Source organism: Streptomyces sp. NPDC006711 (genome assembly GCF_042869775.1).
Taxonomy (GTDB): Bacteria; Actinomycetota; Actinomycetes; order Streptomycetales; family Streptomycetaceae; genus Streptomyces.
The window spans coordinates 733650-758706 of the sequence record NZ_JBIAGO010000001.1; the positions used below are offsets into that span (position 1 = coordinate 733650).

The following is a 25057-nucleotide window of genomic DNA, read 5'->3' on the forward strand; positions in this document are numbered from 1 at the left end:
GGTCTCAGAGGGCGTCGACCCGGATCGGGTCGCCGGAGCGGACCGTGGCGAGCAGCCGGGGGTCGCCGTCGATCCGGCCGAGTACGTTGCACGGGCTCGCCAGCCGGCATTCGTCACCGCGCGAGATGGGGGTGGGGCCGTACGGCAGCGCGAGCGCGTCGCCGTCCGTCCAGAACGCCACCGTGCCCGGCTCCACCACCTGCCGCGCGCCCGCCTCCCTGGCCGGGGAGACGGGGGTGTCGAAATAGACCTCCTCGCCCCAGGTGTGGGCGGTGGACGTGATCGGAAGTGCCCCTGCCAGCGCCGTGCTGGTGGGGGTTTTTTCGAGCGTCGCGGTGAGGCTGCCCGCGGGCCATGAGATGCGTATGCGCAGTTGGTTCTCCATGGCGCCGAATTCAACAAGATGTTGAAGACCTTGGGAAGGGGGTGTCCACGCCCGCCGCCTTCCCAAGGGCACCCGGCCTTGGGCTGCTTCCGTAGGAGGCCCCTGGGCTACCGGAGAGGGCCCCTCGGCTTTCGGAGGGGACCCCCCTTTGAACGGTCGACCGCCAGTACGACATAATGCTTGTGAATGTGAACGCGTTCACAAGCGTGTCCCGCTTCCTCCCGTGATCGGGCGGATTAAAGGGGCAAGCCTGCGGCTGTGACCACGGCGATGTAAGGAGAGTGCCGACGTGGACCTGGCTCTGGCGCCGGAGACTCTGGCGCGATGGCAGTTCGGCATCACCACCGTCTACCACTTCCTCTTCGTTCCCTTGACGATCTCCCTCGCCGCCCTCGTGGCCGGCCTGGAGACCGCCTGGGTGCGGACCGGCAAGGAGAAGTACCTCAAGGCGACCAAGTTCTGGGGCAAGCTCTTCCTGATCAACATCGCGATGGGTGTGGTCACGGGCATCGTCCAGGAATTCCAGTTCGGCATGAACTGGTCGGACTACTCGAGGTTCGTCGGCGACATCTTCGGTGCGCCGCTCGCCTTCGAAGCGCTCATCGCCTTCTTCTTCGAGTCCACTTTCATCGGGCTGTGGATCTTCGGCTGGGACAAGCTGCCGAAGAAGATCCACTGCGCCTGCATCTGGATGGTCTCCCTCGGCACCATCCTGTCCGCCTACTTCATCCTGGCGGCCAACTCCTGGATGCAGCACCCGGTCGGCTTCAAGCTCAACAAGGCCACCGGCCGCGCGGAGCTCACCGACTTCTGGAAGGTCCTGACCCAGGACACCACCCTGGTCGTCGCCTTCCACACGCTGACCGCCGCGTTCCTCACCGGCGGCGCCTTCATGGTCGGCGTGGCCGCCATTCATCTGCGCCGCAAGAAGCACATCCCCGTGATGCGCACCTCGCTGCGGCTCGGCCTGATCACGCTGGTGATCGGGGGACTGCTCACGGCCGTCAGCGGTGACTCGCTCGGCAAGGTCATGTTCAAGCAGCAGCCCATGAAGATGGCCGCCGCCGAGGCCCTGTGGGACGGCGAACAGCCCGCGCCGTTCTCGATCTTCGCCGTCGGTGACGTGGCCAAGGGCCACAACGATGTCGAGATATCGGTGCCGGGAGTCCTGTCCTTCCTCGCCGACAACAACTTCTCGTCCTACGTGCCGGGCATCAACGACGTGAACAAGGCCGAGCAGCAGAAGTTCGGGCCCGGCGACTACCGGCCCAACATCCCGGTCACCTTCTGGGGCTTCCGCTGGATGATCGGCTTCGGTATGACGTCCTTCGCCATCGGACTCGTCGGGCTCTGGCTGACCCGCAAGAAGTTCATGCTGGCGCCGGCGATGAGGACCGGTGAGGACGAGGTGCCGCATCTGGTGCTCTTCAAGAGCAAGGCGCTCGGCGCCCGTTGGACCAAGTGGTACTGGTTCGCCGCGGTCTGGACGCTCGGCTTCCCGCTGATCGCCAACTCGTGGGGCTGGATCTTCACCGAGATGGGTCGCCAGCCCTGGGTCGTGTACGGCGTGCTGCGCACCCGGGACGCGGTCTCCCCCAGCGTCTCGCAGGGCGAAGTGCTCACCTCGATGATCGTCTTCACCCTGCTGTACGCCGTGCTCGCGGTGGTCGAGGTCAAGCTGCTCGTCAAGTACGTCAAGACCGGACCGCCCGAACTCACCGAGGACGACCTCAACCCGCCCACCAAGATCGGCGGGGACGACCGCGACCCCGACCGGCCGATGGCCTTCTCGTACTGAGGCTGAGGAGATCGAGGCATGGAACTCCACGACGTCTGGTTCGTACTCATCGCCGTCCTGTGGACCGGCTACTTCTTCCTGGAGGGATTCGACTTCGGGATCGGCATCCTGACGAAGCTGCTGGCCCGGGACCGCACCGAGAAGCGCGTTTTGATCAACACCATCGGGCCGGTGTGGGACGGCAACGAGGTGTGGCTGCTCACGGCCGGCGGCGCGACGTTCGCCGCCTTCCCCGAGTGGTACGCGACGCTCTTCTCCGGCTTCTACCTGCCGCTGCTGATCATCCTGGTCTGCTTGATCGTCCGGGGTGTCGCCTTCGAGTACCGCGCCAAGCGACCCGAGGAGTCGTGGCAGCGCAACTGGGAGCAGGCCATTTTCTGGACCTCGCTCATCCCGGCGTTCCTCTGGGGCGTGGCCTTCGCCAATATCGTGCGAGGGGTCAAGATCGACGCGCACATGGAGTACGTCGGCGGCTTCTGGGATCTGCTCAATCCGTTCGCGCTCCTGGGCGGACTGGTCACACTCTCCCTGTTCACCTTCCACGGCGCGGTGTTCGCCTCGCTCAAGACGCTGGGCGGCATCCGCGAACGGGCCCGGGCGCTGGCGCTCAAGCTGGGTCTGGTGGCGGCCGTGCTCGCGCTCGGCTTCCTGGTCTGGACCCAGGCCTCGCGTGGTGACACCAAGAGCCTGGTCGCGATGGTCGTGGCCGTGCTCGCGCTGGTCGGGGCGATCGTGGCCATCAAGGCCGGGCGCGAGGGCTGGTCGTTCGCGCTGTCGGGCATCACGATCGCCGCCTCGGTGGCGATGCTCTTCCTGGCACTCTTCCCGAACGTCATGCCGTCCTCACTGAACGGCGCCTGGAACCTCACGGTCTCCAATGCCTCGTCCAGTCCGTACACCTTGAAGATCATGACGTGGTGCGCCGGGGTCGCGACTCCGCTCGTACTGCTCTACCAGGGCTGGACCTACTGGGTCTTCCGCAAGCGGATCGGCACCAAGAACATCGCCGAAACGCACTGACCTCTGTGGTCCCACGGTTCGGTGGGGCGTGTTTCACGTGAAACACGCCCTCCGGGCCGACTCTGAACCCTTCCCGTTGGGGGATGTTTCATGTGAAACCGATCGACCCGCGTCTGCTCCGGTACGCCCGCGCCACGCGCGTTTTCCTCGCCGCCGTGGTGGCGCTCGGCCTGGTCGGTGCCGGGCTGATCGTCGCCCAGGCGATGCTCATCGCGAATGTCGTCGTAGGGGCGTTCCAGCACGGCCATACCGTGGCCGGCCTGAGGACGTCGCTACTGCTCCTCGCGGCGGTCGCGGTCGGAAGGGGTCTGGTCTCCTGGCTGACGGAGCTGGCCGCCCACCGGGCGAGCGCCGCGGTCAAATCGGAACTGCGTGGCCGGCTCCTGGAGCGCGCGGCGGGGCTCGGCCCTGAATGGCTGGGCGGACAGCGCACGGGTTCACTCGTCGCGCTGGCCACGCGAGGGGTGGACGCCCTCGACGACTACTTCGCCCGCTATCTGCCGCAACTGGGTCTGGCTGTGGTCGTCCCGGTGGCGGTACTCGCGCGGATCGTCACCGAGGACTGGGTGTCCGCCGCGACGATCGTGATCACCCTTCCGCTCATCCCACTGTTCATGATGCTGATCGGCTGGGCGACCCAGTCGCAGATGGACCGGCAGTGGCGGCTGCTGTCGCGCCTGTCGGGGCACTTCCTCGACGTGGTCGCCGGACTGCCGACGCTCAAGGTCTTCGGCCGGGCCAAGGCGCAGGCCGAGTCCATCAGGACGATCACCTCCGACTACCGCAGGGCGACCCTGAAGACGCTGCGGATCGCCTTCATCTCGTCCTTTGCCCTGGAACTGCTCGCGACGATCTCGGTGGCGCTGGTAGCGGTCGGCATCGGCATGCGCCTGGTCCACGGCGACCTCGATCTCTCCACTGGTCTGACGATTCTGATCCTGGCCCCGGAGGCCTATCTGCCGCTGCGACAAGTCGGGGCGCAGTACCACGCGGCGGCGGAGGGGCTTTCGGCCGCCGAGGAGATCTTCGAGGTTCTGGAGACTCCGCTGCCGAAGGGCGGCAGTGCCACGGTGCCGGAGGGTCCGGTCCGCATCGTGGTGGACGCCGTGACCGTGCGCCATCCCGGACGAACGGAGCCCTCCCTCGCGGACGCCTCCCTGGTGGTCGAGCCCGGCGAGACAGTGGCCCTGACCGGGCCGAGCGGCGTCGGCAAGTCGACGCTCCTCCACGCCGTGCTCGGTTTCGTGGCACCTCGGGAAGGCGGCCGGATCCTCGTGTCCGGTACGGACCTCGCGACAGTGTCCTTGGCCAACTGGCGTGAGCGCGTCGCCTGGGTACCGCAGCGGCCGCACCTGTTCGCGGGGACGATCGCCGACAACGTCCGCCTGGCCCGGCCCGGCGCCGACGACGCGGCCGTGCTCGACGCCCTGCGCGACGCGGGGGCCTACGACTTCGTGGCCGCGCTGCCGGAGGGCGTGGCCACCGTCCTGGGCGAGCAAGGCGCGGGGCTCTCTGCCGGACAACGCCAGCGCCTCGCTCTGGCCCGGGCCTTTCTGGCCGACCGGCCGGTGCTGCTGCTCGACGAGCCCACGGCGGCGCTGGACGGCGAGACGGAGGCCGGCATCGTCGAGGCGGTACGCAGGCTCGCGGTGGGCCGCACGGTCCTGCTCGTCGTGCACCGGCCCGCGCTGCTCGCCGTCGCGGACCGCGTGGTGGGGCTGCGGCCCGGCGAGGCGCCGTCGCGCGTCCCCGTGCGGGAGACATCAGACCCGGCCTCAACTCCGGTGCGACCGGCGGACGTTGATGCCTTCGTCCCGGACGCGTCAGGGACGAGTGACGCGGCCGGCCGCGACCCGCTGGCCCGGGTGCGCGCCGCGGCGCGGGGACTGCGCGGTCGCATCGCGCTCGCGCTGCTCCTCGGCGCGCTGGCCCTCGGTTCAGCCGTCGGCCTCATGGCCACGTCCGGCTGGCTCATCTCGCGTGCCGCGCAACAGCCGCCGGTGCTCTACCTGATGGTCGCCGTCACCTCGACCCGCGCCTTCGGCATCGGGCGGGCCGTGTTCCGCTACGCCGAGCGCCTTGTCTCGCACGACGCCGTCCTTCGGATGCTCGCCGAGCTGCGGGTCGCGGTGTACCGGCGCCTTGAGCGGATCGCACCGGCCGGGCTGCGCGAGACCCGCCGCGGAGACCTGCTCTCGCGTCTGGTCTCGGATGTGGACGAACTCCAGGACTATTGGCTGCGCTGGGCGCTCCCGGCCGGGGTCGCCGTCGTCGTATCGGTCCTGAGCGCCGGATTCACCGCCTGGCTGCTGCCCGAGGCCGGAGCCGTGCTCGCGATGGGGCTCCTCGTCGCGGGGGTCCTGGTTCCATGCGTCAGTGGGGCGCTGGCCCGGCGGGCCGAGCGGCAGCTCGCTCCGGCTCGCGGCGCGCTCGCCACCCGGGTGGCCGATCTGCTCACCGGAACCGGTGAGCTGACCGTGGCCGGCGCCGTCGATCGCCGTCTCACCGAGGTGAAGGACGCCGACTCGGTGCTGACCCGGATCGCGTCGCGAGGCGCTGCCGCCACCGCGCTCGGCGGCGGACTGTCCGCGCTGGTCTGCGGTCTCACCGTGGCGGGCGCCGCCCTGGCCGGCGTGCGCGCGGTCGCGGACGGCCGCCTGGACGGGGTGCTGCTCGCCGTGGTGGTGCTCCTCCCGCTCGCCGCCTTCGAAGCCGTGACCGGGCTGCCGTTGGCCGTGCAGGCCTGTCAGCGCGTCCGGCGCAGTGCCGAGCGGGTCTACGAAGTGCTTGACGCCCCGGCCCCGGTGCGGGAGCCGGACGCGCCTCAGACCTCGCCCTCCGACCCGTTCCCCTTGGAGGTGCGTGGCCTGAGCGCCCGGTACGCGGGGCAGGAGCGGGACGCGCTGCACGATTTCGGGCTGCGCCTCACCCTCGGTATGCGGGTGGCTGTGGTCGGGGCGTCGGGGTCGGGCAAAACCACTCTGGCGCAGGTACTGCTGCGCTTCCTCGACGCCGAACGGGGCACGTACGAGCTCGGCGGACGCGACGCGGCCCGGCTCGACAGCGACGACGTGCGACGCGTGGTCGGGCTCTGTGCCCAGGACGCGCACCTGTTCGACAGCTCCGTACGCGAGAACCTGCGGCTGGCCCGCACCGACGCGACCGACGACGAACTGCGTGGCGCCCTGGCGAGGGCCCGGCTCCTGGACTGGGTGGACGCGCTGCCCGACGGTCTCGACACTCTCGTCGGTGAACACGGCGCCCGGCTCTCCGGCGGCCAGCGTCAGCGGCTGGCCCTGGCCAGGGCCTTGCTCGCCGATTTCCCGGTGGTCGTCCTTGACGAGCCCGCCGAGCACCTGGACCTGGCGACCGCCGACGCGCTCACCGCGGACCTGCTGGATCTCACCGAAGGCCGCACCACCGTCTTGATCACCCACCGGCTGCGGGGTCTGGACGCCGTCGACGAAGTCATCGTGCTCGACGAGGGGAGGACCGTGCAGCGAGGCGCGTACGAGGACCTGGCGCTCGTCGAGGGGCCGCTGCGCCGCATGCTGGAACGTGAACGCGAGACGGAGGCCACGGCGTACCCGACTTTCCTCGCCAAATAGGACTAACTACTCTCAAGGCATGCCAGTGCCGCGAGACCCGCAGAGATCGCCGGGCCACAGGGACGTCCACGGCCCGGACCGCCGGGAGCATGATCCGCTCGACGTGGCGGCTCGGGCCGGCCGCAGTCTGCGGGGACTGTCCACCGAGCTGACCGCGCGCGTCCCGCAGCTCCTCGAAGCGATGCGGTCGGTCGGCACAGGCCTGGAACTGCACTCCACTCTCGACCGGATCTGCCAGACGGCGGCCGAACTCGCCGACGCGCGGTACGCGGCGATCGGCGTGGTGGACGAGGGAGGCAGGGGCCTGTCCGACTTCGTGACGTACGGCGTCAGCGACGAGGAGGCCCGGGCGATCGGACACCGGCCCGATGGGCATCGGGGGCTCCTTGGCTGGCTGATACACCACCCCGAACCCCTGCGCCTCGCCGAGATCGCGGCCGATCCCCGCTCGGCCGGACTTCCCCCGCACCATCCCCCGATGCGTACGTTCCTGGGCGTTCCCATCCGCGTACAGGGCGAAATCTTCGGCAACCTCTATCTGACCGAGAAGCGCGGTGGAGGCGAGTTCAACGACTACGACCTGCACATGGTGCGGGTGCTCGCCACGGAGGCCGGGATCGCCGTCGGCAATGCCCGGCTCTACGAAGCGGCGCGCCAGCGCGAGCGGTGGATCGACGGCTCGGTCGCGGTCACCACCGCTCTGCTCTCGGGCGGCGACGCGGACGACGCCCTGGAGGTGGTCGCCGAACAGGCCCGCCATCTGGCCGACGCCGACGCGGGCATCGTGCTGCTGCCCGCCGAGGAGGGCGGTCTGGAGATCGTCGCGGTCTCGGCCGACAACCCGCGGGTCTCCCTCGGCATGGTGGTCCCGCCGGAGAGCCCGGTCGTCTCCACCCTGCTCGACGGTGAGGCGGTCTTCGTCGAGAACGCCGCCTCCGACCCGCGCATGATCACCAAACTGGCGGAGCGTTACGGGCCGAGCATGCTGCTGCCCCTCCAGAGCGGGGGCCGGGTCCTAGGCGCTCTCGCCACGCCCCGGGTGCTCGGGGGGCGCCCCTTCACCGAGGTCGAACGGACGCTGGCCGGCCAGTTCGCCTCGCAGGCCGCGCTCGCCCTGATGATGGCGGAGGCCCAGCGGGACCGGGAACGCCTCGCGGTGTACGAAGACCGGGACCGCATCGCCCGTGACCTGCACGACCTGGTCATCCAGCGGCTCTTCGCCACCGGGATGATGCTGGAGGGTGCCCAGCGCAAGTCCGTCGTGCCCGAGGTGCAGGGAGGCATCGGCCAGGCGGTCGACGAACTCGACGTCACCATTCAGGAGATCCGCACCGCGATCTTCGCGCTCCAACAGGGCCCCGCCGAAGCGCCCTCGGGACTGCGCACCCGCGTCCTGCGGGAGATCAACATGGCCGCCGTGCCGCTCGGCTTCAAGCCGGCTCACCGCTTCCTCGGCGCGGTCGACACCCTGGTCGGCGAACTGACCGGCAAGAACCTCATCGCCGCGCTGCGCGAGGCGCTTTCGAACGCCTTCCGGCACGCCGAGGCCTCCCGCATCGAGGTGGCCGTCGATGCCACGGCACAACTGCCGGACGGCACTCCCGGGGTGCGGCTCACCGTCGCGGACAACGGCGTCGGGATGCCACCGGGCGGCCGCCGCAGCGGACTGCGCAACCTTCAGCGACGGGCCGAGGCGCTGGGCGGATCGAGTTCCTACGGGCCCGGAATCGGCGACGCGGGCGGCGGTACGACCGTCCTGTGGGAGGCGCCGCTCTGACGACGAGCGGGGGTGCGGAGCGGCCGGGGGCTGTTTCACGTGAAACAGCCCCGAAAAACCACCCTCCCGCCGCACTCGCCCCCTCGGGTCAGCAGATGTTTCACGTGAAACGCCCGCTGCCCGGGCCTCGCACCGGGTGGACCAGGCCCTTCAGAGCGCCTTGAGGATCTGCTCGATGACGACCGCCACGCCGTCCTCATTGTTGGCAGCGGTGTGCGCGGCCGCGGTGGCCAGGACATCGGGGTGGGCGTTGCCCATCGCGTAGGAGGTGCCCGCCCAGCTCAGCATCTCCATGTCGTTGGGCATGTCGCCGAAAGCCACCACCTCTGCTGGGGAAATGCCGCGCTCGGCGCAGCACACGGCCAGGGTGGAAGCCTTGGAGACGCCCGCTCCGCTGATCTCAAGGAGCGCGGTCGGGCTCGACCGGGTGATCTCGGCACGGCCTCCCACGGCGGTGCGGGCCAGGGCGAGGAAGTCGTCGGGGGCCAGCTCGGGATGGAAGGCGAGCACCTTGAGCACCGGCTGGCCGGCGGCGTCGTTGTCCTCGGCCAGCAGCTTCTCCGCCGGCGCGATGCTTGCGGCCGGGTCCATGTGCATGGGCGGATAGGCGAGTTCGTGGTGGAAGCCACCGGTTCGCTCGACGGCGAAGGACGTGCCCGGCACGGCCGCCCGCAGCAGCGCGACGACGTCGCGGGCCGCCGACGCTTCCACGGGCCGCACCTTCACGAAGCGAGGGCCGTCGCTGTCGCTGTGCAGATCGACCACGGCCGCGCCGTTGCCGCAGATGGCCAGGCCGTGGCCATGGACGTGGGCGCTGACGACGTCCATCCAGCGGGCCGGGCGGCCGGTGACGAAGAAGACCTCGATGCCCGCCTCTTCGGCGGCGGCCAGGGCCGCGACCGTACGGTCCGAAACGGACTTGTCGTCGCGCAGCAGGGTGCCGTCCAGGTCGGTCGCGATGAGCCGCGGCGCGGTCGGGACGGGGCGGATGGCCGGGGCGGGATCCGTAGCAGAGGTCACCGGTCCATTGTCCCGTACACGGACGCACGGGCGTGCGACTGGGCGCGCAGATGAGAGCGTCGCCCGGTGCGCCCGGGGCACGAGGGGGCGTACGGGAGGGGAGGGGCGCTCCGGCCGGGCACGCGCGGGGTGCGGCCGAGCCCCACGCAGGCCGGACGAATCCGTCGGCGCGGTCGGGGAAGGCTGGCGGGATGGGAGAGATCCGGGTGGGAACCTGCTCATGGACGGACAAGGCGCTGGTGTCCAGCGGCTGGTACCCGAAGGGACAGCGCGACGCCGAAGGCAGGCTGCGTCACTACGCGGCGCAGTTTCCTGTGGCGGAGGTGGACTCCACCTACTACGGGCTGCCCAGCACCCGCAACAGTTCTCTGTGGGCCGACCGCACCCCTGAGGGTTTCCGGTTCGACGTGAAGGCGTTCTCGCTACTCACCGGGCACCCCACCCGGCCGGAAGCGCTGCCGGCCGATCTGCGGTCGGCGCTTGCACGTCGGCGGACGGGCACCGATCCCGGCCTGCTCGACGAGGTGTGGAACCGGTTCAGCTCCGCGCTCGAACCGCTGCGGGCGGCCGGCCGGCTGGGCACGCTGGTCTTCCAGTTCCCGCCCCGGCTGGCGCCGGGCAGGCCGGCCGTGGAGTTCCTGCGCCGGTGCCGTGAGCGCGCCAGGGGCTGGCCGGTGGCGGTGGAGTTCCGCCACCCCGGCTGGTGGCGCGAGGAGCACGCCGACACGACGAGTGCCCTGCTGGCGGAGCTGGACACGGCGGCCGTGGCCGTGGACATGGTCCAGACACTCCCCACCTCTGTGCCGCCCGTCGCACGGGTCACCACACCGGAGCTGGCCCTGGTGCGCCTGCACGGCCGCAACAGCGCTTGGGGGACTGGCACCAAGGAGGAGAAGTTCCGCCACGCGTACACGCCCGAAGAGCTCTCCGAGTGGGTGCCGCGTGTGCGGACGATGGCCGAACAGGCCCGGGAGGTGCACGTACTCTTCAACAACTGTTGTGGTGACGCCGCCGTCCGCGCCGCGCAGTCGATGCGGCACCTGCTCGGCTCTCGTAGGGTCGTGCCATGCGACTGAGCACTGTGATTCTTCCGATCGACCGCTGGCACGACGGTGGCCGCGAGACGTGGCTGCGCGCCGAGGAGCTGGGCTTCCACACCGCGTACACCTATGACCACCTGTCCTGGCGGAGCTTCCGCGACGGCCCCTGGTTCGGCGCGGTCCCCACGCTCACGGCCGCCGCTGCCGCCACCACGCGGATGCGGCTCGGCACCCTGGTCACCTCGCCGAACTTCCGTCACCCGGTGACGCTCGCGAAGGACCTGCTCACGCTCGACGACGTGTCGAACGGCCGCCTCACGCTCGGGATCGGCGCGGGCGGCAACGGCTTCGACGCCACCGCCCTCGGGCAGACGGCGTGGACCCCGCGCGAACGGGCCGACCGTTTCGGCGAGTTCGTGCCGCTGCTTGACCGGTTGCTCACCGAGGATTCGGTGACATACGACGGGACCTTCTACTCGGCGGTCGAGGCGCGCAACATCCCAGGCTGCGTCCAGCGGCCCAGGATCCCCTTCGCGGTGGCGGCGACCGGGCCGCGCGGCCTGAAGCTGGCCGCCAAGTACGGGCAGGCGTGGGTGACCACGGGCGACCCGAAACTCTTCGAGACCGGCACGCCCGAGCAGTCCCTCCAGGCGATCGGCGGCCAGCTCAAGAAGCTGGGCGCGGCCTGCGACGAGATCGGGCGGGACGCGGACGAGCTGGACAAGATCCTGCTCACGGGCTTCACCCCGCAGCCCGGGCGGCCGCTGGAATCGCTGGACGCGTTCGTGGACTTCGCGGGCCGGCACTTCGAACTCGGCATCACCGAGATCGTCCTGCACACCCCGATCCCTGACTCCGACTTCGCGGCCGATCCCCAGGTCTTCGAGCGGATCGCCACCGAAGGCCTGGCCCAACTCGGCGGTTAGGACGTGGGCCCGGCTCCCGCAGGACCAGGGAACAAGCGTCAGCCCTTTCTGCCCCGGACGTGCGCGCTCATCCACGGGGTGAGCACACCGGGCAGGACCAGTTCCTTGTACGTCTCGTCGGCGGGCAGGGGCACGACCAGCCACCAGCCCGGCGGGAAGACGCGGCCCTTGACGTGGGCGATTCCGCCGTAGACGGACCGCAGGAAGGCGGGTACGCGCTCGCGCGGCACATCGTCGAACTGGACGCCGTCGACAGTGATTTGAGCGTCGTCCTCCGGATACACCCGCACGGACACCGACGGCGAACCGCCGAGTTCGACGTATGCCTCATGAGGCAGGGAGCCGTCCGGATCGCACACTACGAACGCCCCGGCGGACGTGCGCCGAGAGGTGCGGTCAGCCCCGATGTCGTCGGTGACCTCGACCTCGAGACGGAATTCGTCTGCGATCACGCGAATCGCCGTGACCACGGATTGCGTGGTGGGCAAATGAGGGTGCGTCATGACGCCGATCATGCCAAGCGCGAGGTCATCGAGACAGCCGCAGAAACGGGGGCGGTACGGAGGAGGTCAGCCAGACCCCGTTGGCGCCGACGTGGAAGACGTGTCCTCGCCGGTGCATGGCTGCGGCGTCCACTGTCGTTGGTGGCGACCACATGTGCCAGCCGCACGGTGGGCCTTCCCAGCTCTCCGTGGACCTGGCTCCGCGTCGCCGACCAGACGTGCGGCAAACGATGTCCCGAACAGTCGTGGGAAGCGCGTCGGCCGACAGCCCGCCTTCCTTTCGACGAAACAGTGACGACAATCACCGCTATGGGAGCGGGAGTTGCGTTTGTTCCACAGTGAAAACGCTTTATCCACAGGCGATTTGGGCACTCTGTGGACAACCCCCTTAGCAGATACGGCATTTGCTTAACAATGGCCCTCGCTAGGCGATTTGCCCGATTGATGCGCATGCGCTGCCCGGTGTTGATGCGCCAAGCCGTCCAACGCCCGCGCCCGCACCTCGCGTTCGGCCGACGCAGCGATGAACTCGGAGACGTTGTCCCGCCCGACCAAGTCCTCGACCGCCCTGACTGTCCCTGCCGGCAGCCGCACCGGGGCGGGGTCCGGGTGGGGCGGGGCGGGAGCGGGAGCGCCCAGGTGTTGCTGGAGGTGGCGGGTGGCGAACAAGCGCATGGCGCGGGCCAGTTCGGCGTCCACCGTCTGCTGGGCCAGCGGGCGCAGACGGCGTACGAGATCTGCGGCCTCCGCCGCTTCCCTGTCGCTGGGAGGGCGGTGGCCCAGGTACCGGGCGAAGACATGTTCCGTGGTGAAGTCGAGGAAGCGGGCCGCGATGTGTTCGACCTGGCCGCGCAGCTCGCGCAGATGCCCGGAGATGGCATCCAGCGGGACCCCGGCGGCGTGCAACTCGGCGGCCACGGCCAGCTCTTGGGGGCTCGGGACGAGGAATTCGGCGTCGTTGTCCGGTACGCGCTCCAGGATGCCCAGCTCCACCGCTTCGGCGACCGCGTCGTCGTCGGGCCGGCCGCCGAACGTCTCGTCGAGATCGGCGCGTGAGATACGGGCGGCCTCCTCGTCGGTCCAGGGGCCGTTGACCTCGGCGACCAGGCCGAGCACTCCGCCGAGGCCGCGCCCGGCGTCCCAGGCCTCCAGGAGTTCCTTGATGGAGGCCAGGGTGTAGCCGCGGTCGAGGAGATCGGCGATCTGGTGCAGCCGGGCCAGGTGGGTGTCGCCGTAGACGTTGGAGCGGCCGCGCCGTTCGGGCCGGGGCAGCAGGCCCCGGTCCTGGTAGGCGCGGATCGTACGGACCGTGGCGCCGCTGGCGTGTGCCAGGTCCTCGATCCGGTACTCGGCCGGCGCCGCGGCCTGCGGTGCCACCTGTTGCGGTGCTGACTGCCCGGACAAACCCACTCCCTCTACCCCAGGGCGGCGCGGCCCACCGCGCCCGCCGCCGCGCGGGCCGCCGGCGAGGCCGCGAGGTATTCGACGGCCTTGCGCAGGGAGCCCTCCTGCGAGGGATGGTACGACCGGCGCACATAGCGGGGTATGGCCGAGCCCAGCTCCTTCCAGGTGGGCAGCAGGCCACGGCGTACCGCCCGGTTGTGCTCGCGCAGCGAGTAGCGCGTACGGCCGGCGAGTTGGGGGTCGTGCCGGATCAGATAGAAGGCGCCCCACGTCCACAGCCACAGCAGGACCGGGGCCACGACGGCCATCCCCTCGATGCGCCGGGCGTACCGGGTCGGACCCGCGCCCCCGCAGTGCTGGTACATGTCGAAGGCCACCGACCGGTGTTCGACCTCCTCCGCGCCGTGCCAGCGCAGCAGATCCAGCATGACCGCGTCGGTGCCGGCCCGGTCCAGGCCGTCGGCGTCCAGGACCCAGGTGCCGAGGACGGCGGTGAACTGCTCTATGGCGGCGATCAGCGAGAGCCGGAAGCGCAGCCACTCCCGGGCCGTGACCGGCGCGCCGAACGGGGGCTCGTCGCCGAGCAGCTTCTCGAAGAGGAAGTCCACATGCCGGGTGTAGGGAGCGGTGTCGAGCCGCTGGTGGGCCAAGTGGTCCAGGACGTAGGCGTGTTGGACGCTGTGTGTCGCCTCCTGGCCCATGAACCCCTTGACGTCCTGGAGCAGCACGGGATCGGTGACCAGCGGCAGGGCTTCCTTGAAGACCCTCACGAACCAGCGCTCGCCCGCCGGAAGCAGCAGGTGCAGCACATTGATCACATGGGTGGCGGTGGGCTCGTCCGGTATCCAGTGCAGCGGCGTCCTCTCCCAGTCGAAGGAGACCCGGCGCGGGGATATCCGGTGGCGCTCCGCGCCCTTGGCGGCGTCCGGGCGGTCGGTGCTCACAGCGGCGGCTCCAATCGGGCGATCGCGCGCAGCGTCCTCGGCGCGAAGCGGGACATGAGGTGGGCGCCACGAGCCTCGGGGGTCACCGGCACCACGGCCTGGTTCTTCACGACGGCCCGCAGGATCGCCGACGCCACCTTCTCCGGCGGGAAGTTGCGCATCCCGTACAGACGAGAGGCCTTCTTCCGCAGGCGCTTCTCCTCAGTGGCGTCCGCGCCGGCGAAGCGCGCGGTCGAGGTGATGTTGGTGTTGACGAAGCCGGGGCAGATCGCGGAGACACCGATGCCTTGTCCGGCCAGTTCGGCGCGCAGGCACTCGCTGAGCATCAGGACCGCAGCCTTGGAGGTGCTGTAGGCGGGCAGCGCGCGGGAGGGCTGGTAGGCGGCGGCGGAAGCGGTGTTGACGATGTGGCCGCCCTGTCCGCGCTCGGCCATCTGCTTGCCGAAGATCCGGCAGCCGTGGATGACGCCCCAGACGTTGACGTCGAGGACCTTGCGCCAGTCGTCGGCGGTGGTGTCGAAGAAGGAGCCCGAGAGCCCGATCCCGGCGTTGTTGACCAGGACGTCGACGGTGCCGTACTCACGGGCCACCTTCTCGCCCAGCTTCTCCATCGCCTGCTCGTCGCTGACGTCGACGGCCTCGTCCCAGGCCTCGGGCGCCCCGATGAGCCGGGACATCTCGGCGGTCCGCGCCGCGCCCTCGGCGTCCCGGTCCACGGCGACGATCCGCGCCCCGGCCTCGGCGAACGCGAAGGCGGTGGCCCGGCCGATGCCGCTCGCGGCGCCGGTGACCAGGACCAGCTGGCCGCCGAACCGGTCGGCGTGCGGGCCCGTCGCGACGGTGTCCCGCGCCGGTATGCCGTCTTCGTTGGCGCGGACGAACTCGGTTATCCAGGAGGCCAGTTGATCGGGGCGGGTGCGGGGGACCCAGTGCTTGGCGGGGAGGGTGCGGCGCACCAGTCGCGGCGCCCAGTGTTCTAGGCCGGCGGAGAGCGTGGGTGAGAGGAACGCGTCGTCGAGCGGGGTGATCAGCTGAACGGGCACATGGGCGTACGCGTCCGGGCGGGGGCGGCGCAGCCGGGCGCGCACGTTGTCGCGGTAGAGCCAGGCGCCGTGCGCCGCGTCCTGCAGGAGTGAACCCGTGGGGTAGCCGTCGGCGCGCACCTTCTCGACCCGTTGGAGGATCTTGGGCCAGTGCTTGCCCAGCGGGCCGCGCCAGGCGAGCTCGGGCAGAACGGGGGTGTGCAGCATGTACACATACCAGGACTTGGCTCCCTGGCCCAGGAGTTGGGCCGCCGCGCGCGGGGTCGGACGGCTCACGCGCTGGTGGATCCAGTGCCCGAAGTGGTCGAGGGAGGGCCCCGACATCGAGGTGAAGGAGGCGATCCGGCCCTCGGTGCGCTTGACCGTGGCGAGCTCCCAGCCCTGCACCGACCCCCAGTCGTGGCCGACCAGATGGACCGGCCGGCCGGGGCTGACCGCGTCCGCGACCGCCAGGAAGTCATCCGTCAGCTTCTCCAGGGTGAAGCCGCCGCGCAGCGGTGCCGGCGCCGTGGAACGGCCGTGGCCGCGTACGTCGTAGAGCACCACGTGGAAGTGCTCGGCGAGCCGAACGGCGACCTCCGACCACACCTCCTTGCTGTCGGGGTAGCCGTGCACGAGCAGCACGGTCGGCCGGGTGTCGTCACCCAGTTCCGCCACGCACAGCTCTATGCCACCGGTCCGCACCCAGCGCTCGCGCGCTCCTTCGATGTGCCCGTTCGTCACGCTCACGCCACCTTCTCCTCGGCCCAGCGCCGCACATGCGGCAGATCGTCGTCCAGCCAGAACGCGCTCTGCTCGGGGTCCCGGGAGTCGGTGACGACCAGGATCTCCTCGAACTTCGCGCCCGTACCCCGAAATCCCAGGTGCGGCTCGACCGCCCACAGCCCGGGGTGAGGCGGGTGGTCGGAGAACTTGTAGGGGGACCACAGGGGCGACCAGCCGTCCCGGTGGCCGTGCAGCACGTCGCTCGCCAGACCCCTCAGCGCCTGGGTGCCGAACCCCAGCACGCTGGGCGACCAGCGGCGCTCCTTCACCTGGTCGATCTTGTGCGCTATCACGCCGAACGGATAGGCGCGGTGCCGGTTGGCGTACCCCTGGCGGATCATGAGCCGGTCCACGCTCTCGTAGATCTCACGCAGCGGGCGCCTCTCGCGCACCTCGCGCAGGATCAGCGCGCGGTGCGTCTCCAGATCGGCCAGCAGCCGGTTGTGCACGGGGTTGAGACCGAGGCAGCCCGAATAGCCGATGTCGGCGGTGAAGCCGTTGTGGACGGGGGCCATGTCGAGGATGAAGGGCATCCCCGCCTCCAGGCGCCGGTTGGTGGGGAAGAACTGGAGCGGCACGCGGAAACCGGTGAACGCCGTGCGGTCGCCGAACCAGGCGAACGGCAGGTGGAACCAGTCCCGCACACCCCGTTCACGCAGCCAGTCCCGCTGCATACGGGCCGCCTCCCGCTCCGTCACCCCCGGCTTGAGCTGGGCGGCGACCGCCTCCGCGCACTCGTACGCGAGGCGCTGCACGTGTCTGAACCCGCTGAGCCGAGCCTTGGCTCCGATCCGCGCTGCCGCTGGCATCCGTCCACCCCTGTCGCCCTACGCGTGCGTAACTTGACACTGATGAATGTGACAATGCCCGGCGGCTGCGTCAAGGGTGTCGCGTCGGCCTGTGGACAACGGGCCGGTTGTGGACAACCGCGTCCCCCGGGGCGGTGACCCTCTCAGCCTTACGTACAAGGACCCCTACGGGGCCGTACCTCTGGAGTCGGACATGGATCCAGCCGTCTGGGCTGACGATCCGTGTGGCGCGCGCCACTACCGTCGATGACGTGACTGTGATCGTGACCGAAAGCCTGAGCAAGCGGTTCCCCCGGGTGACCGCGCTTGACCGGCTCTCCTTGGACATCGGCCCCGGAGTGACCGGGCTGGTGGGCGCCAACGGAGCCGGCAAGTCCACGTTGATCAAGATTCTTCTTGGTCTCTCACCCGCCACGGAGGGCACCGCCGCCGTCCTCGGCCTGGACGTCGCCACCAGCGGCGGTGCCATCCGTGAGCGGGTGGGCTACATGCCGGAGCACGACTGCCTGCCACCCGACGTCTCGGCCACCGAGTTCGTCGTGCACATGGCGCGCATGTCCGGCCTGCCGGCCACCGCCGCCCGCGAGCGCACCGCGGACACCCTGCGCCACGTCGGCCTCTACGAGGAGCGCTACCGCCCCATCGGCGGTTACTCGACGGGCATGAAGCAGCGGGTCAAGCTCGCCCAGGCGCTCGTCCACGACCCCCAGCTTGTCCTGCTGGACGAGCCGACCAACGGTCTCGACCCGGTGGGCCGCGACGAGATGCTGGGCCTGATCCGCCGCATCCACACCGACTTCGGCATCTCGGTCCTGGTCACCTCACACCTGTTGGGCGAGCTGGAGCGCACCTGCGACCACGTCGTCGTCATCGACGGCGGGACGCTGCTCCGCTCCTCCTCCACCAGCGACTTCACCCAGACCACCACCACGCTCGCGGTCGAGGTCACCGACTCCGACACCCACCCCGACGGCACGGAGGCGGTGCGCGAGGCCCTGGCCGCGGCCGGCCTCACGCTGCACGCCGGCGTCGAGGACGGACTGCCGGGCGCCGGTCACATCCTGCTGGTGGAGGCGGCGGGCGAGGACACCTACGACACCGTCACCGCCACCGTGGCCCGCCTCGGTCTCGGTCTCGTACGGATGGAACAGCGCCGTCACCACATCGCCGAGGTCTTCCAGACCCCGGCGCGGGAGCCGGTCCCCGAACGCGCCGCCGCGTGGGCAGCCACCGCGGCGGGCGCCGAGCAGAAGGGAGGCGGCCACGATGGCAACTGACAGCGCCCAGACCCAGATCCACAACATCGGCTACCGCGACTACGACGGGCCGCGCCTCGGCCGGGCCTACGCCCGCCGCTCGCTCTTCTCGCAGTCACTGCGCGGGGCCTACGGGCTCGGCCGCAGCGCCAAGTCCAAGATCCTTCCGATGCTGCTCTTCGCGGTGATGTGCCTGCCCGCCGGCATCATGGTCGCGGTCGCCGTCGCCACCAAGGCCAACGACCTCCCGGTGGCGTACACGCGGTACGCGATCTTCCTCCAGGCCGTCATCGGTCTGTTCGTCGCGGCCCAGGCACCCCAGAGCGTGTCGCGCGACCTGCGCTTCAAGACGGTCCCGCTGTACTTCTCGCGGCCGATCGAGCGCGTGGACTACGTCCTGGCCAAGTTCGCCGCCATGGCGTCGGCCCTGTTCATCATCACGGGCGCGCCGCTGGCGATCCTCTATGTCGGCGCTCTGCTCGCCAAACTCGACTTCGCGGACCAGACCAAGGGGCTCGCCCAGGGGCTGGTCTCCGTGGCACTGCTCTCCCTCCTCTTCGCCGGGCTCGGCCTGGTCATCGCCGCCCTGACACCGCGCCGGGGCTTCGGTGTCGCCGCCGTCATCGCCGTCCTGACCGTCTCCTTCGCGGCGGTCTCCGCGGTCCAGGGCATCGCGATGAGCCAGGACTCGGTGGGTGTGATCAAGTGGCTCGGGCTGTTCTCCCCCATCACGCTCATCGACGGCGTGGGAACCGCGTTCCTGGGTGCCAGTTCCTCCTTCCCCGGCGGCCACGGACCGGGCTCCGGTGCCGGAGTGGTCTACCTGCTCGTCGTCCTCGCGCTGATCTACGGCTCGTACGCCGTCCTGATGCGCCGCTACCGGAAGGTGGGGCTGTGACCACCATCGACATCGACCACACCTCGCGCTGGTTCGGCAACGTGGTGGCGGTCAACGACGTCACGATGACGATCGGGCCGGGTGTCACCGGGCTGCTCGGCCCCAACGGCGCGGGAAAGTCCACCCTCATCAACATGATGGGCGGCTTCCTCGCCCCCTCCACGGGTGCGGTCACGCTCGACGGCGAGAAGATCTGGCGCAACGAATCCGTCTACCGGAAGATCGGGATCGTCCCCGAGCGGGAAGCCATGTACGACTTCCTCACGGGCCGCGAATTCGTCGTCGCCAACGCCGAGTTGCACGGCCTGGGCGCACGGGAGGCCGGCCGCGCGCTGGCCACCGTCGAGATGGAGTACGCCCAGGACCGCAAGATCCAGACCTACAGCAAGGGCATGCGCCAGCGCGTCAAGATGGCCTCCGCCCTCGTCCACGACCCCTCGGTGCTGCTGCTCGACGAGCCGTTCAACGGCATGGACCCGCGACAGCGCATGCAACTGATGGATCTGCTGCGGCGGATGGGAGCCGAGGGACGCACGGTGCTGTTCTCCTCGCACATCCTGGAAGAGGTCGAGCAACTGGCTTCGCACATCGAGGTCATCGTGGCCGGACGGCACGCCGCCAGTGGCGACTTCCGCAAGATCCGCCGCCTGATGACGGACCGCCCGCACCGCTATCTGATCCGCTCGAGCGACGACCGCGCGCTGGCGGCGGCGCTGATCGCGGACCCCTCGACCGCCGGGATCGAGGTGGACCTCAAGGAGGGCGCGCTGCGGGTACAGGCCGTGGACTTCGGCCGGTTCACCACCCTGCTCCCCCAGGTGGCCCAGGCGAACGGCATCCGGCTGCTGACGGTCTCGCCGTCGGACGAATCCCTCGAGTCCGTCTTCTCCTACCTCGTCGCGGCCTGAGCGCCTCCAGAAAGGAGCGGACGTTCCCATGTACAACCCGACCGTCGCCCGGCTCACCTACCGGGCCCTGCTCGGCCGCCGCCGGGCCGCCATTCTCTTCGTCCTGCCCGCGCTGCTGATCGTGATCTCGGCGGCCGTACGGTCCTTCAGCGGCGCCGACGACCAGGTCGCCGCCGACCTCCTCGGCAACTTCGCGCTGGCCACCATGGTGCCGCTGATCGGTGTCATCGCCGGCACGGGCGCGATCGGGCCGGAGATCGACGACGGCTCGATCGTGTATCTGCTCGCCAAGCCCGTGAAGCGGTCCACGATCATCGTCACCAAGCTGATCGTCGCGATCGCGGTCACGATGGCGTTCTCCGCCATTCCGACGCTGATCGCCGGATTCATCCTGAACGGCAACGGCCAGCAGATCGCCGTCGCCTACACCGTCGCGGCCCTGGTCGCGTCCATCGCGTACGCCGCGGTCTTCCTGCTGCTCGGCACCGTCACCCGGCACGCCGTGGTCTTCGGCCTGGTGTACGCGCTGGTCTGGGAGGCGCTCTTCGGCAGCCTCGTGCCGGGCGCGCGCACGCTGAGCGTGCAGCAGTGGTCGCTCGCGCTGGCCCAGCGGATCGGCGAGAACGGTGTGATCTCCTCCGAGGTGGGGCTGCCGCTCGCGATGATCCTGCTGGTGGGCGTGACCGGCCTGGCCACCTGGTACGCGGGTCAGAAGCTGCGCACCCTGAAGCTGGCCGGGGAGGAGTGACGGGGGTTTCCCGGACGGGGTCGGTGCCCGGCGACGTCACCACGTCGCCGGGCACCGCCCGTTGTGCGCGATGGCCCGGTCCGGCCGGGGGACCGGTGTGGTCCTCCCGGCCGGCCGTCTCGACGTCCCTACTGCCTGCGGCGTTTGCGACGCGGGTGCGGGGGCCGGGGCAGACGCCGCTGGATGTCGGCGACGTCCTCGGTGAGGTCCATGAGCCGCACGCTCATGGCGCCGACGACGCGGTTGGTCGCGTCGAGCCGCCGGTCCACGGATGCGACACGCCGGTCCACGGCGTCCAGGCGGCGGTCCATCGCCTCCATGCGGTGGTCCATCGCGGCCATCCGGTGGTCCAGCGAGTCCAGCCGCGCCGACATCCGGCCGAGCACCGGACCGAGCTCCTGGAGCGCGGGCCCGATCTGGGCCATGGAGCTCTCCAGGCGGGTGACCCGCAGTTCCAGACCGTCGTGGCGGGGGTCGTTCGCGATGACGGTCCGGGTGGTCTCCTCGGTGTCGAGGAGGTAGGTCCGCACGCACCGCGCCACTTCGCTGTCGCGAAGGAGCATGGCTATGTTGAGGACGGTCCGGCGGGTGAAGACCCGCAAGTGGGAGCGGCCCTGTGGATAACTTCCGCGGGCGCGGTCGGATGACGTGGCCGTTTTGGCCACGTCATCGAGACGCAGGTCATCCCCGCTAAACAGGGTCATTCCGTTGGCGGTCAGTTCCTCGCGATGGCGCTTGACCACACTGTGCACAGCCTGCTTGTGGACAGCGAAGTACTGGGCTACGCCCTCCGTGGTGACATGCAGCCCATCAGGTAGCAACTGCAATGCTTTGACCTTCTCCAGGACGTCGACACGCCCCAGATGGTCGGCGCGCAGCGTGCGCGATTCGAGTAGAGCGACTTCGGACGGCATGGTCGGCCTTCCGTTCATGGTCGTCGTGCAGGACAAGGGACGGCCCCAACCCCGGGCTTCAGGGGTGGAGGTCCGCTCATCTACGCCACTGACTCAATGACCGGTCCTCATACCGCGACCGGCAATCCCCGACTTCACGAAAGGTACGACGCCACTAACCCCAGTTGCCTCCACGCACAGGGGACAACGAGCGGACATTCGTACAGGTCACGCGTCCGGGGAACACCTGTTGGGAACGAACGTTTCGCCAGGGCGGCTGAACCTCGTCAGACCGTGCGGTCCCGGGCCGCGAAGAGGCCCACCGTCAGGGCGGCCGCACACACGCCGAGGACGAGCGCGATCGGAACCGTCCAGCCACCGGTGGCCTCGTGGACCGCGCCGGCGGCGATGGGCCCCGCGGCCGCCAGGAGGTAGCCGACCGTCTGGGCCATGCCGGACAGCCGGGCCGCCGTCCGCGCGTCGCCCGAGCGCAGCACGATCAGCGTGAGGGCCAGACCCACCGCGCCGCCCTGGCCGATGCCGAGCACACCCGACCACAGCCACGCGCCGCTCACCGGGGCGGCCATCAGCCCCGCGTAACCGGCGGCCACCAGCGAGGTGACCAGCACGATCAGCGGACGCTGGCTTCGTATCCGGCCCGCGAGGAGCGGTACGCCGAACGCGCCGGCCACCTGGATGAGGTTGTTGAACGCGAAGATCACACCAGCCGTGGAACGGCTCATTCCGTGGTCCGTGAAGATCGTCGGCATCCAGGCGATCAGGACGTACGACCACAGCGACTGGAGCCCCATGAAGAGGGTGACCTGCCAGGCGAGGGCCGAGCGCCACACGCTCTTGTCGGCGCCGGACGCCGAGCCCGCGGGAGCGGCGGCCCGCACCTCGTGTCCCGTACGGCCCCGGGCGATCAGGACCTGCGGCAACCAGGCCACCGCCGCGAGGACCGCGAGGAGTGACCACACCGCGAGCGACGCCTCCCAGCTGCCGCCGAACGCCTTCTCCAGCGGGACCGAGGACGCCGCCACCAGCGTCGCGCCCGCGATCATCGCGCCGGTGTAGACCGACGTCATGGACGCGGCCCGGTCCGGGAAGTCCCGCTTGATCAGACCGGGCATCAGCACGTTGAGCAGGGCTATCGCCGTGCCGACCAGCACGCCTCCCCCGTACAGCGCCACCGCCGACGGCGCCACCCGCACCACGATGCCGACGGCCAGCAGCAGCAGCGCGAACAGCAGCACCGGCTCGCTGCCGAAGCGCCGGGCGAGCCAGGGCGCCACCAGCGCGCCGAGGCCCAGGAAGAGCACGGGCACCGAGGTCACGAGGCTGCTCGCCGTCGAGGAGAGCCCGAACGACTGACTGATCTCGCCCACCAGGGGCGACACGCTGGCCAGTGCGGCCCGCATGTTGACCGAGGCCAGCACGATTCCGATCAGCAGCACCACCGGATGCGCGAGCAGTGCCCGCCGTGCGGCCAGGCCCTGGGGCGAGGGCCGTACATCGGCCTCGGCGTCGGGCAACAGCAGGCGGTCAGTATCCGGGCGTGACAAAACAAGCACCTTTCTTCGTGTCTTCTTGCGGGGGGCTTCGTCCGCATCGCGTGGTTCGCCTCCGTGCCGGGCGGTCCCGGACGGTCCCGGTCCCCGGCGCGGACTCGGGGCCCCAAGCGGCCCCGAGTCCGCGCTCAGCCGCCGTGGCGGGCCGTCACCGCCCGTACCGCCTCCAGCGGCTTGCGCAGCAGTTCGCGTACGGCGTGTTCCGCGGCGGCCGGGTCGCCGCTCTCGATCGCGTCGACCAGCGCCTCATGGGTGTCCAGGTCGATCGGGGGCATCTCCTCGTCGCGCAGCGAGGTGACCAGACTCTCGTGCACCTGCGTCGAGAAGAACCGGTACACCTCGATGAACGCCGCGTTGTGGGTGGCCTGGACCACGCTCATGTGGAAGGCCATGTCGGCGTCGGCGGCCCGGTCGCCGTGTTCGCGCAGGGTTCGCAGGACGCCGCGCAGGGCCACCATGTCGCTCGTGTCCCGGCGTTCGGCGGCGAGCCGGGCGGCCTCGGCCTCCAATGCGACGCGGAGTTCCAGGACGTCAAGGGCGTCGGCGGCGCGGATCTGCTGGAGGACCGCGGCGGGATCGGCGGTGGAGCGTACGAAGGTGCCGTTGCCCTGGCGGGATTCGAGCAGCCCGGCGTGGACCAGGACGCGTACCGCCTCGCGGACGGTGTTGCGGCCGACCCCCAGCTGCTCGGCGAGCTCGTGCTCGGTCGGGATGCGGTCGTCCACCGCCCAGTCGCCGCTGGTCAGCTGGGCCCGCAGCTGGTCGACCACGGTGTCCACGAGGGACTGCCGTCCCGCCGTACGAAGAGCCATGCCGTACTCCATTCCCCCGGTTGCCCAGTCATCCTACAACTGGTCATCCTACAACTGCCCCGGCATGGCCTTTCATCCCTTCCTCAGGGTCAGGCGCCATCATCGAGGGATGACGACCCTGCTCCACCGGGACGCCGAGCCCTCGCGGCCGATCCGCGCCTGGCTGCGCTCCACGCCCGGCACGCACATCTGGCTGCTGTCCATCGCCATCACCAGCCTGGTCATCCAGCTCTCCACCCGGGAACTGGAGCGCTTCCTGCTGCACCGCAACAGCAGCAACATCCACGAGCTGACCAAGCACCCCGTGCAGTCCCTCTTCACCAGCGCCTTCTGGATCGAGAACCCGTCCTCGCTCCTGCTCTACCTGGTGATGTTCGAGGTGATCCACGGCACGGTGGAGCGCTGGCTCGGAACGCTGCGCTGGCTGTGCACGGTCGGTATCGGGCATGTGGTGGCGACCCTGATCAGCCAGGAGTACGTCCTGTGGTCGATCCAGAACCAGCATCTGCCCAAGCGCCTGGCGCACGCCATGTCCCATGTGGTGGACATCGGGGTCAGTTACGGCCTCGCCGCGTCGGCGGGCATCCTCGTCTACCGGCTGCCGCGGCCTTGGCGCTGGTTCTATCTGGCGGGGGTGCTCGCCTTCTTCGGCGTTCCGCTCGCCACCGGCGGCACGTTCACCGACCTCGGCCATGTGACCGCGCTCGCCATCGGCTTCGCCTGCTGGCCGCTCACCAGGGACGCGGCGCCGGGAAAACCAGTGGCGGCCAACGACCGTGCCGGGCACAGTAGTTGACGCAGCCGCACACGTGACGCGCGGCCCGCCCCACGGGGGAGGAGCACGACGACGACCGCATGACTCGGTCCCGTGCTCCTGGGCGCGGGTGGCGCGGGACAGGCACCGGAGCAGCACCGACGACTCCGGCCGG

Annotated in this window: 21 protein-coding genes; 11 read left to right on the forward strand and 10 right to left on the reverse strand. The window is 70.2% G+C overall.

The window, feature by feature from the left end; all coding sequences use genetic code 11:
• Positions 1-4: 4 nt before the first annotated feature.
• The gene (locus ACFYM2_RS03225; RefSeq protein ID WP_358997860.1) at positions 5-385 is read right to left on the reverse strand and encodes a cyclophilin-like fold protein; all 381 of its coding nucleotides are present in this window, start codon (positions 383-385) and stop codon (positions 5-7) included.
• 289 nt (positions 386-674) lie between these two features.
• Between ACFYM2_RS03225 and ACFYM2_RS03230 the strand changes: the two genes are divergently transcribed.
• From ACFYM2_RS03230 to ACFYM2_RS03245, 4 genes are all read left to right on the forward strand, one after another.
• Complete coding sequence (locus ACFYM2_RS03230; RefSeq protein ID WP_388832846.1) at positions 675-2183, forward strand: cytochrome ubiquinol oxidase subunit I; 1509 nt, start codon at positions 675-677, stop codon at positions 2181-2183.
• 18 nt (positions 2184-2201) lie between these two features.
• Positions 2202-3203 carry a cytochrome d ubiquinol oxidase subunit II gene (gene cydB / locus ACFYM2_RS03235; protein WP_358997866.1) on the forward strand — a complete coding sequence of 334 codons (1002 nt, stop codon included), beginning with the start codon at positions 2202-2204 and terminating at the stop codon, positions 3201-3203.
• 92 nt (positions 3204-3295) lie between these two features.
• On the forward strand, positions 3296-6811 hold the full coding sequence (gene cydD, locus ACFYM2_RS03240; RefSeq protein ID WP_388832849.1) for a thiol reductant ABC exporter subunit CydD: 3516 nt from the start codon (positions 3296-3298) through the stop codon (positions 6809-6811).
• A 19-nt stretch (positions 6812-6830) separates the two neighbouring features.
• Positions 6831-8588, forward strand: coding sequence for a GAF domain-containing protein (locus ACFYM2_RS03245; RefSeq protein WP_358997872.1), 1758 nt, complete (start codon positions 6831-6833; stop codon positions 8586-8588).
• 150 nt (positions 8589-8738) lie between these two features.
• Here the strand turns inward: ACFYM2_RS03245 and ACFYM2_RS03250 are convergent, their stop codons facing one another.
• Positions 8739-9608 carry a Cof-type HAD-IIB family hydrolase gene (locus ACFYM2_RS03250; protein WP_358997875.1) on the reverse strand — a complete coding sequence of 290 codons (870 nt, stop codon included), beginning with the start codon at positions 9606-9608 and terminating at the stop codon, positions 8739-8741.
• Positions 9609-9799: 191 nt separating this feature from the next.
• On the opposite strand from ACFYM2_RS03250, the gene ACFYM2_RS03255 reads away from it, so the two are divergent.
• Complete coding sequence (locus tag ACFYM2_RS03255; protein WP_388832852.1) at positions 9800-10684, forward strand: DUF72 domain-containing protein; 885 nt, start codon at positions 9800-9802, stop codon at positions 10682-10684.
• A complete protein-coding gene (locus ACFYM2_RS03260; RefSeq protein WP_358997881.1) occupies positions 10675-11574 on the forward strand; it encodes an LLM class flavin-dependent oxidoreductase in 900 nt (299 codons plus the stop codon). The genes ACFYM2_RS03255 and ACFYM2_RS03260 overlap by 10 nt, the downstream gene beginning before the upstream one ends.
• 38 nt (positions 11575-11612) lie before the next feature.
• On the opposite strand, the gene ACFYM2_RS03265 is transcribed toward ACFYM2_RS03260, so the two are convergent.
• From ACFYM2_RS03265 to ACFYM2_RS03285, 5 genes are all read right to left on the reverse strand, one after another.
• Positions 11613-12077, reverse strand: coding sequence for a hypothetical protein (locus ACFYM2_RS03265; RefSeq protein WP_358997884.1), 465 nt, complete (start codon positions 12075-12077; stop codon positions 11613-11615).
• A gap of 408 nt (positions 12078-12485) precedes the next feature.
• The gene (locus tag ACFYM2_RS03270) at positions 12486-13454 is read right to left on the reverse strand and encodes a MerR family transcriptional regulator (protein ID WP_388832855.1); all 969 of its coding nucleotides are present in this window, start codon (positions 13452-13454) and stop codon (positions 12486-12488) included.
• Between the two features lie 38 nt (positions 13455-13492).
• On the reverse strand, positions 13493-14425 hold the full coding sequence (locus ACFYM2_RS03275) for a metal-dependent hydrolase (RefSeq protein WP_358997890.1): 933 nt from the start codon (positions 14423-14425) through the stop codon (positions 13493-13495).
• Positions 14422-16197: an SDR family oxidoreductase gene (locus ACFYM2_RS03280; RefSeq protein ID WP_388832859.1), complete on the reverse strand. Its 1776-nt coding sequence runs from the start codon at positions 16195-16197 to the stop codon at positions 14422-14424. Before ACFYM2_RS03280 ends, ACFYM2_RS03275 begins: the two co-directional genes overlap by 4 nt.
• Positions 16194-17042: a M24 family metallopeptidase gene (locus ACFYM2_RS03285; protein ID WP_358997893.1), complete on the reverse strand. Its 849-nt coding sequence runs from the start codon at positions 17040-17042 to the stop codon at positions 16194-16196. Before ACFYM2_RS03285 ends, ACFYM2_RS03280 begins: the two co-directional genes overlap by 4 nt.
• 224 nt (positions 17043-17266) lie before the next feature.
• Between ACFYM2_RS03285 and ACFYM2_RS03290 the strand changes: the two genes are divergently transcribed.
• The 4 genes from ACFYM2_RS03290 to ACFYM2_RS03305 are packed head-to-tail and all read left to right on the forward strand — an operon-like array spanning position 17267 to position 20852.
• Positions 17267-18319: an ABC transporter ATP-binding protein gene (locus tag ACFYM2_RS03290; RefSeq protein WP_358997896.1), complete on the forward strand. Its 1053-nt coding sequence runs from the start codon at positions 17267-17269 to the stop codon at positions 18317-18319.
• Positions 18309-19196 carry an ABC transporter permease subunit gene (locus ACFYM2_RS03295; protein ID WP_388832862.1) on the forward strand — a complete coding sequence of 296 codons (888 nt, stop codon included), beginning with the start codon at positions 18309-18311 and terminating at the stop codon, positions 19194-19196. Before ACFYM2_RS03290 ends, ACFYM2_RS03295 begins: the two co-directional genes overlap by 11 nt.
• Positions 19193-20104 carry an ABC transporter ATP-binding protein gene (locus ACFYM2_RS03300; RefSeq protein ID WP_358997902.1) on the forward strand — a complete coding sequence of 304 codons (912 nt, stop codon included), beginning with the start codon at positions 19193-19195 and terminating at the stop codon, positions 20102-20104. Before ACFYM2_RS03295 ends, ACFYM2_RS03300 begins: the two co-directional genes overlap by 4 nt.
• Positions 20105-20132: 28 nt before the next feature.
• Positions 20133-20852, forward strand: a complete 720-nt coding sequence (locus ACFYM2_RS03305; RefSeq protein WP_388832865.1) for an ABC transporter permease — start codon at positions 20133-20135, stop codon at positions 20850-20852.
• A 128-nt stretch (positions 20853-20980) separates the two neighbouring features.
• On the opposite strand, the gene ACFYM2_RS03310 is transcribed toward ACFYM2_RS03305, so the two are convergent.
• The 3 genes from ACFYM2_RS03310 to ACFYM2_RS03320 all read right to left on the reverse strand — a co-directional run bounded on the left by ACFYM2_RS03310 (position 20981) and on the right by ACFYM2_RS03320 (position 24128).
• The gene (locus ACFYM2_RS03310) at positions 20981-21766 is read right to left on the reverse strand and encodes a hypothetical protein (protein ID WP_388832868.1); all 786 of its coding nucleotides are present in this window, start codon (positions 21764-21766) and stop codon (positions 20981-20983) included.
• A 266-nt stretch (positions 21767-22032) separates the two neighbouring features.
• Complete coding sequence (locus ACFYM2_RS03315) at positions 22033-23310, reverse strand: CynX/NimT family MFS transporter (protein ID WP_388832871.1); 1278 nt, start codon at positions 23308-23310, stop codon at positions 22033-22035.
• Positions 23311-23444: 134 nt separating this feature from the next.
• Positions 23445-24128: a FadR/GntR family transcriptional regulator gene (locus ACFYM2_RS03320; protein WP_358997914.1), complete on the reverse strand. Its 684-nt coding sequence runs from the start codon at positions 24126-24128 to the stop codon at positions 23445-23447.
• 109 nt (positions 24129-24237) lie between these two features.
• Here ACFYM2_RS03320 and ACFYM2_RS03325 point away from each other — a divergent pair, with 109 nt between their 5' ends.
• The gene (locus ACFYM2_RS03325; protein WP_388832873.1) at positions 24238-24924 is read left to right on the forward strand and encodes a rhomboid-like protein; all 687 of its coding nucleotides are present in this window, start codon (positions 24238-24240) and stop codon (positions 24922-24924) included.
• The last annotated feature ends 133 nt before the right edge of the window (positions 24925-25057 follow it).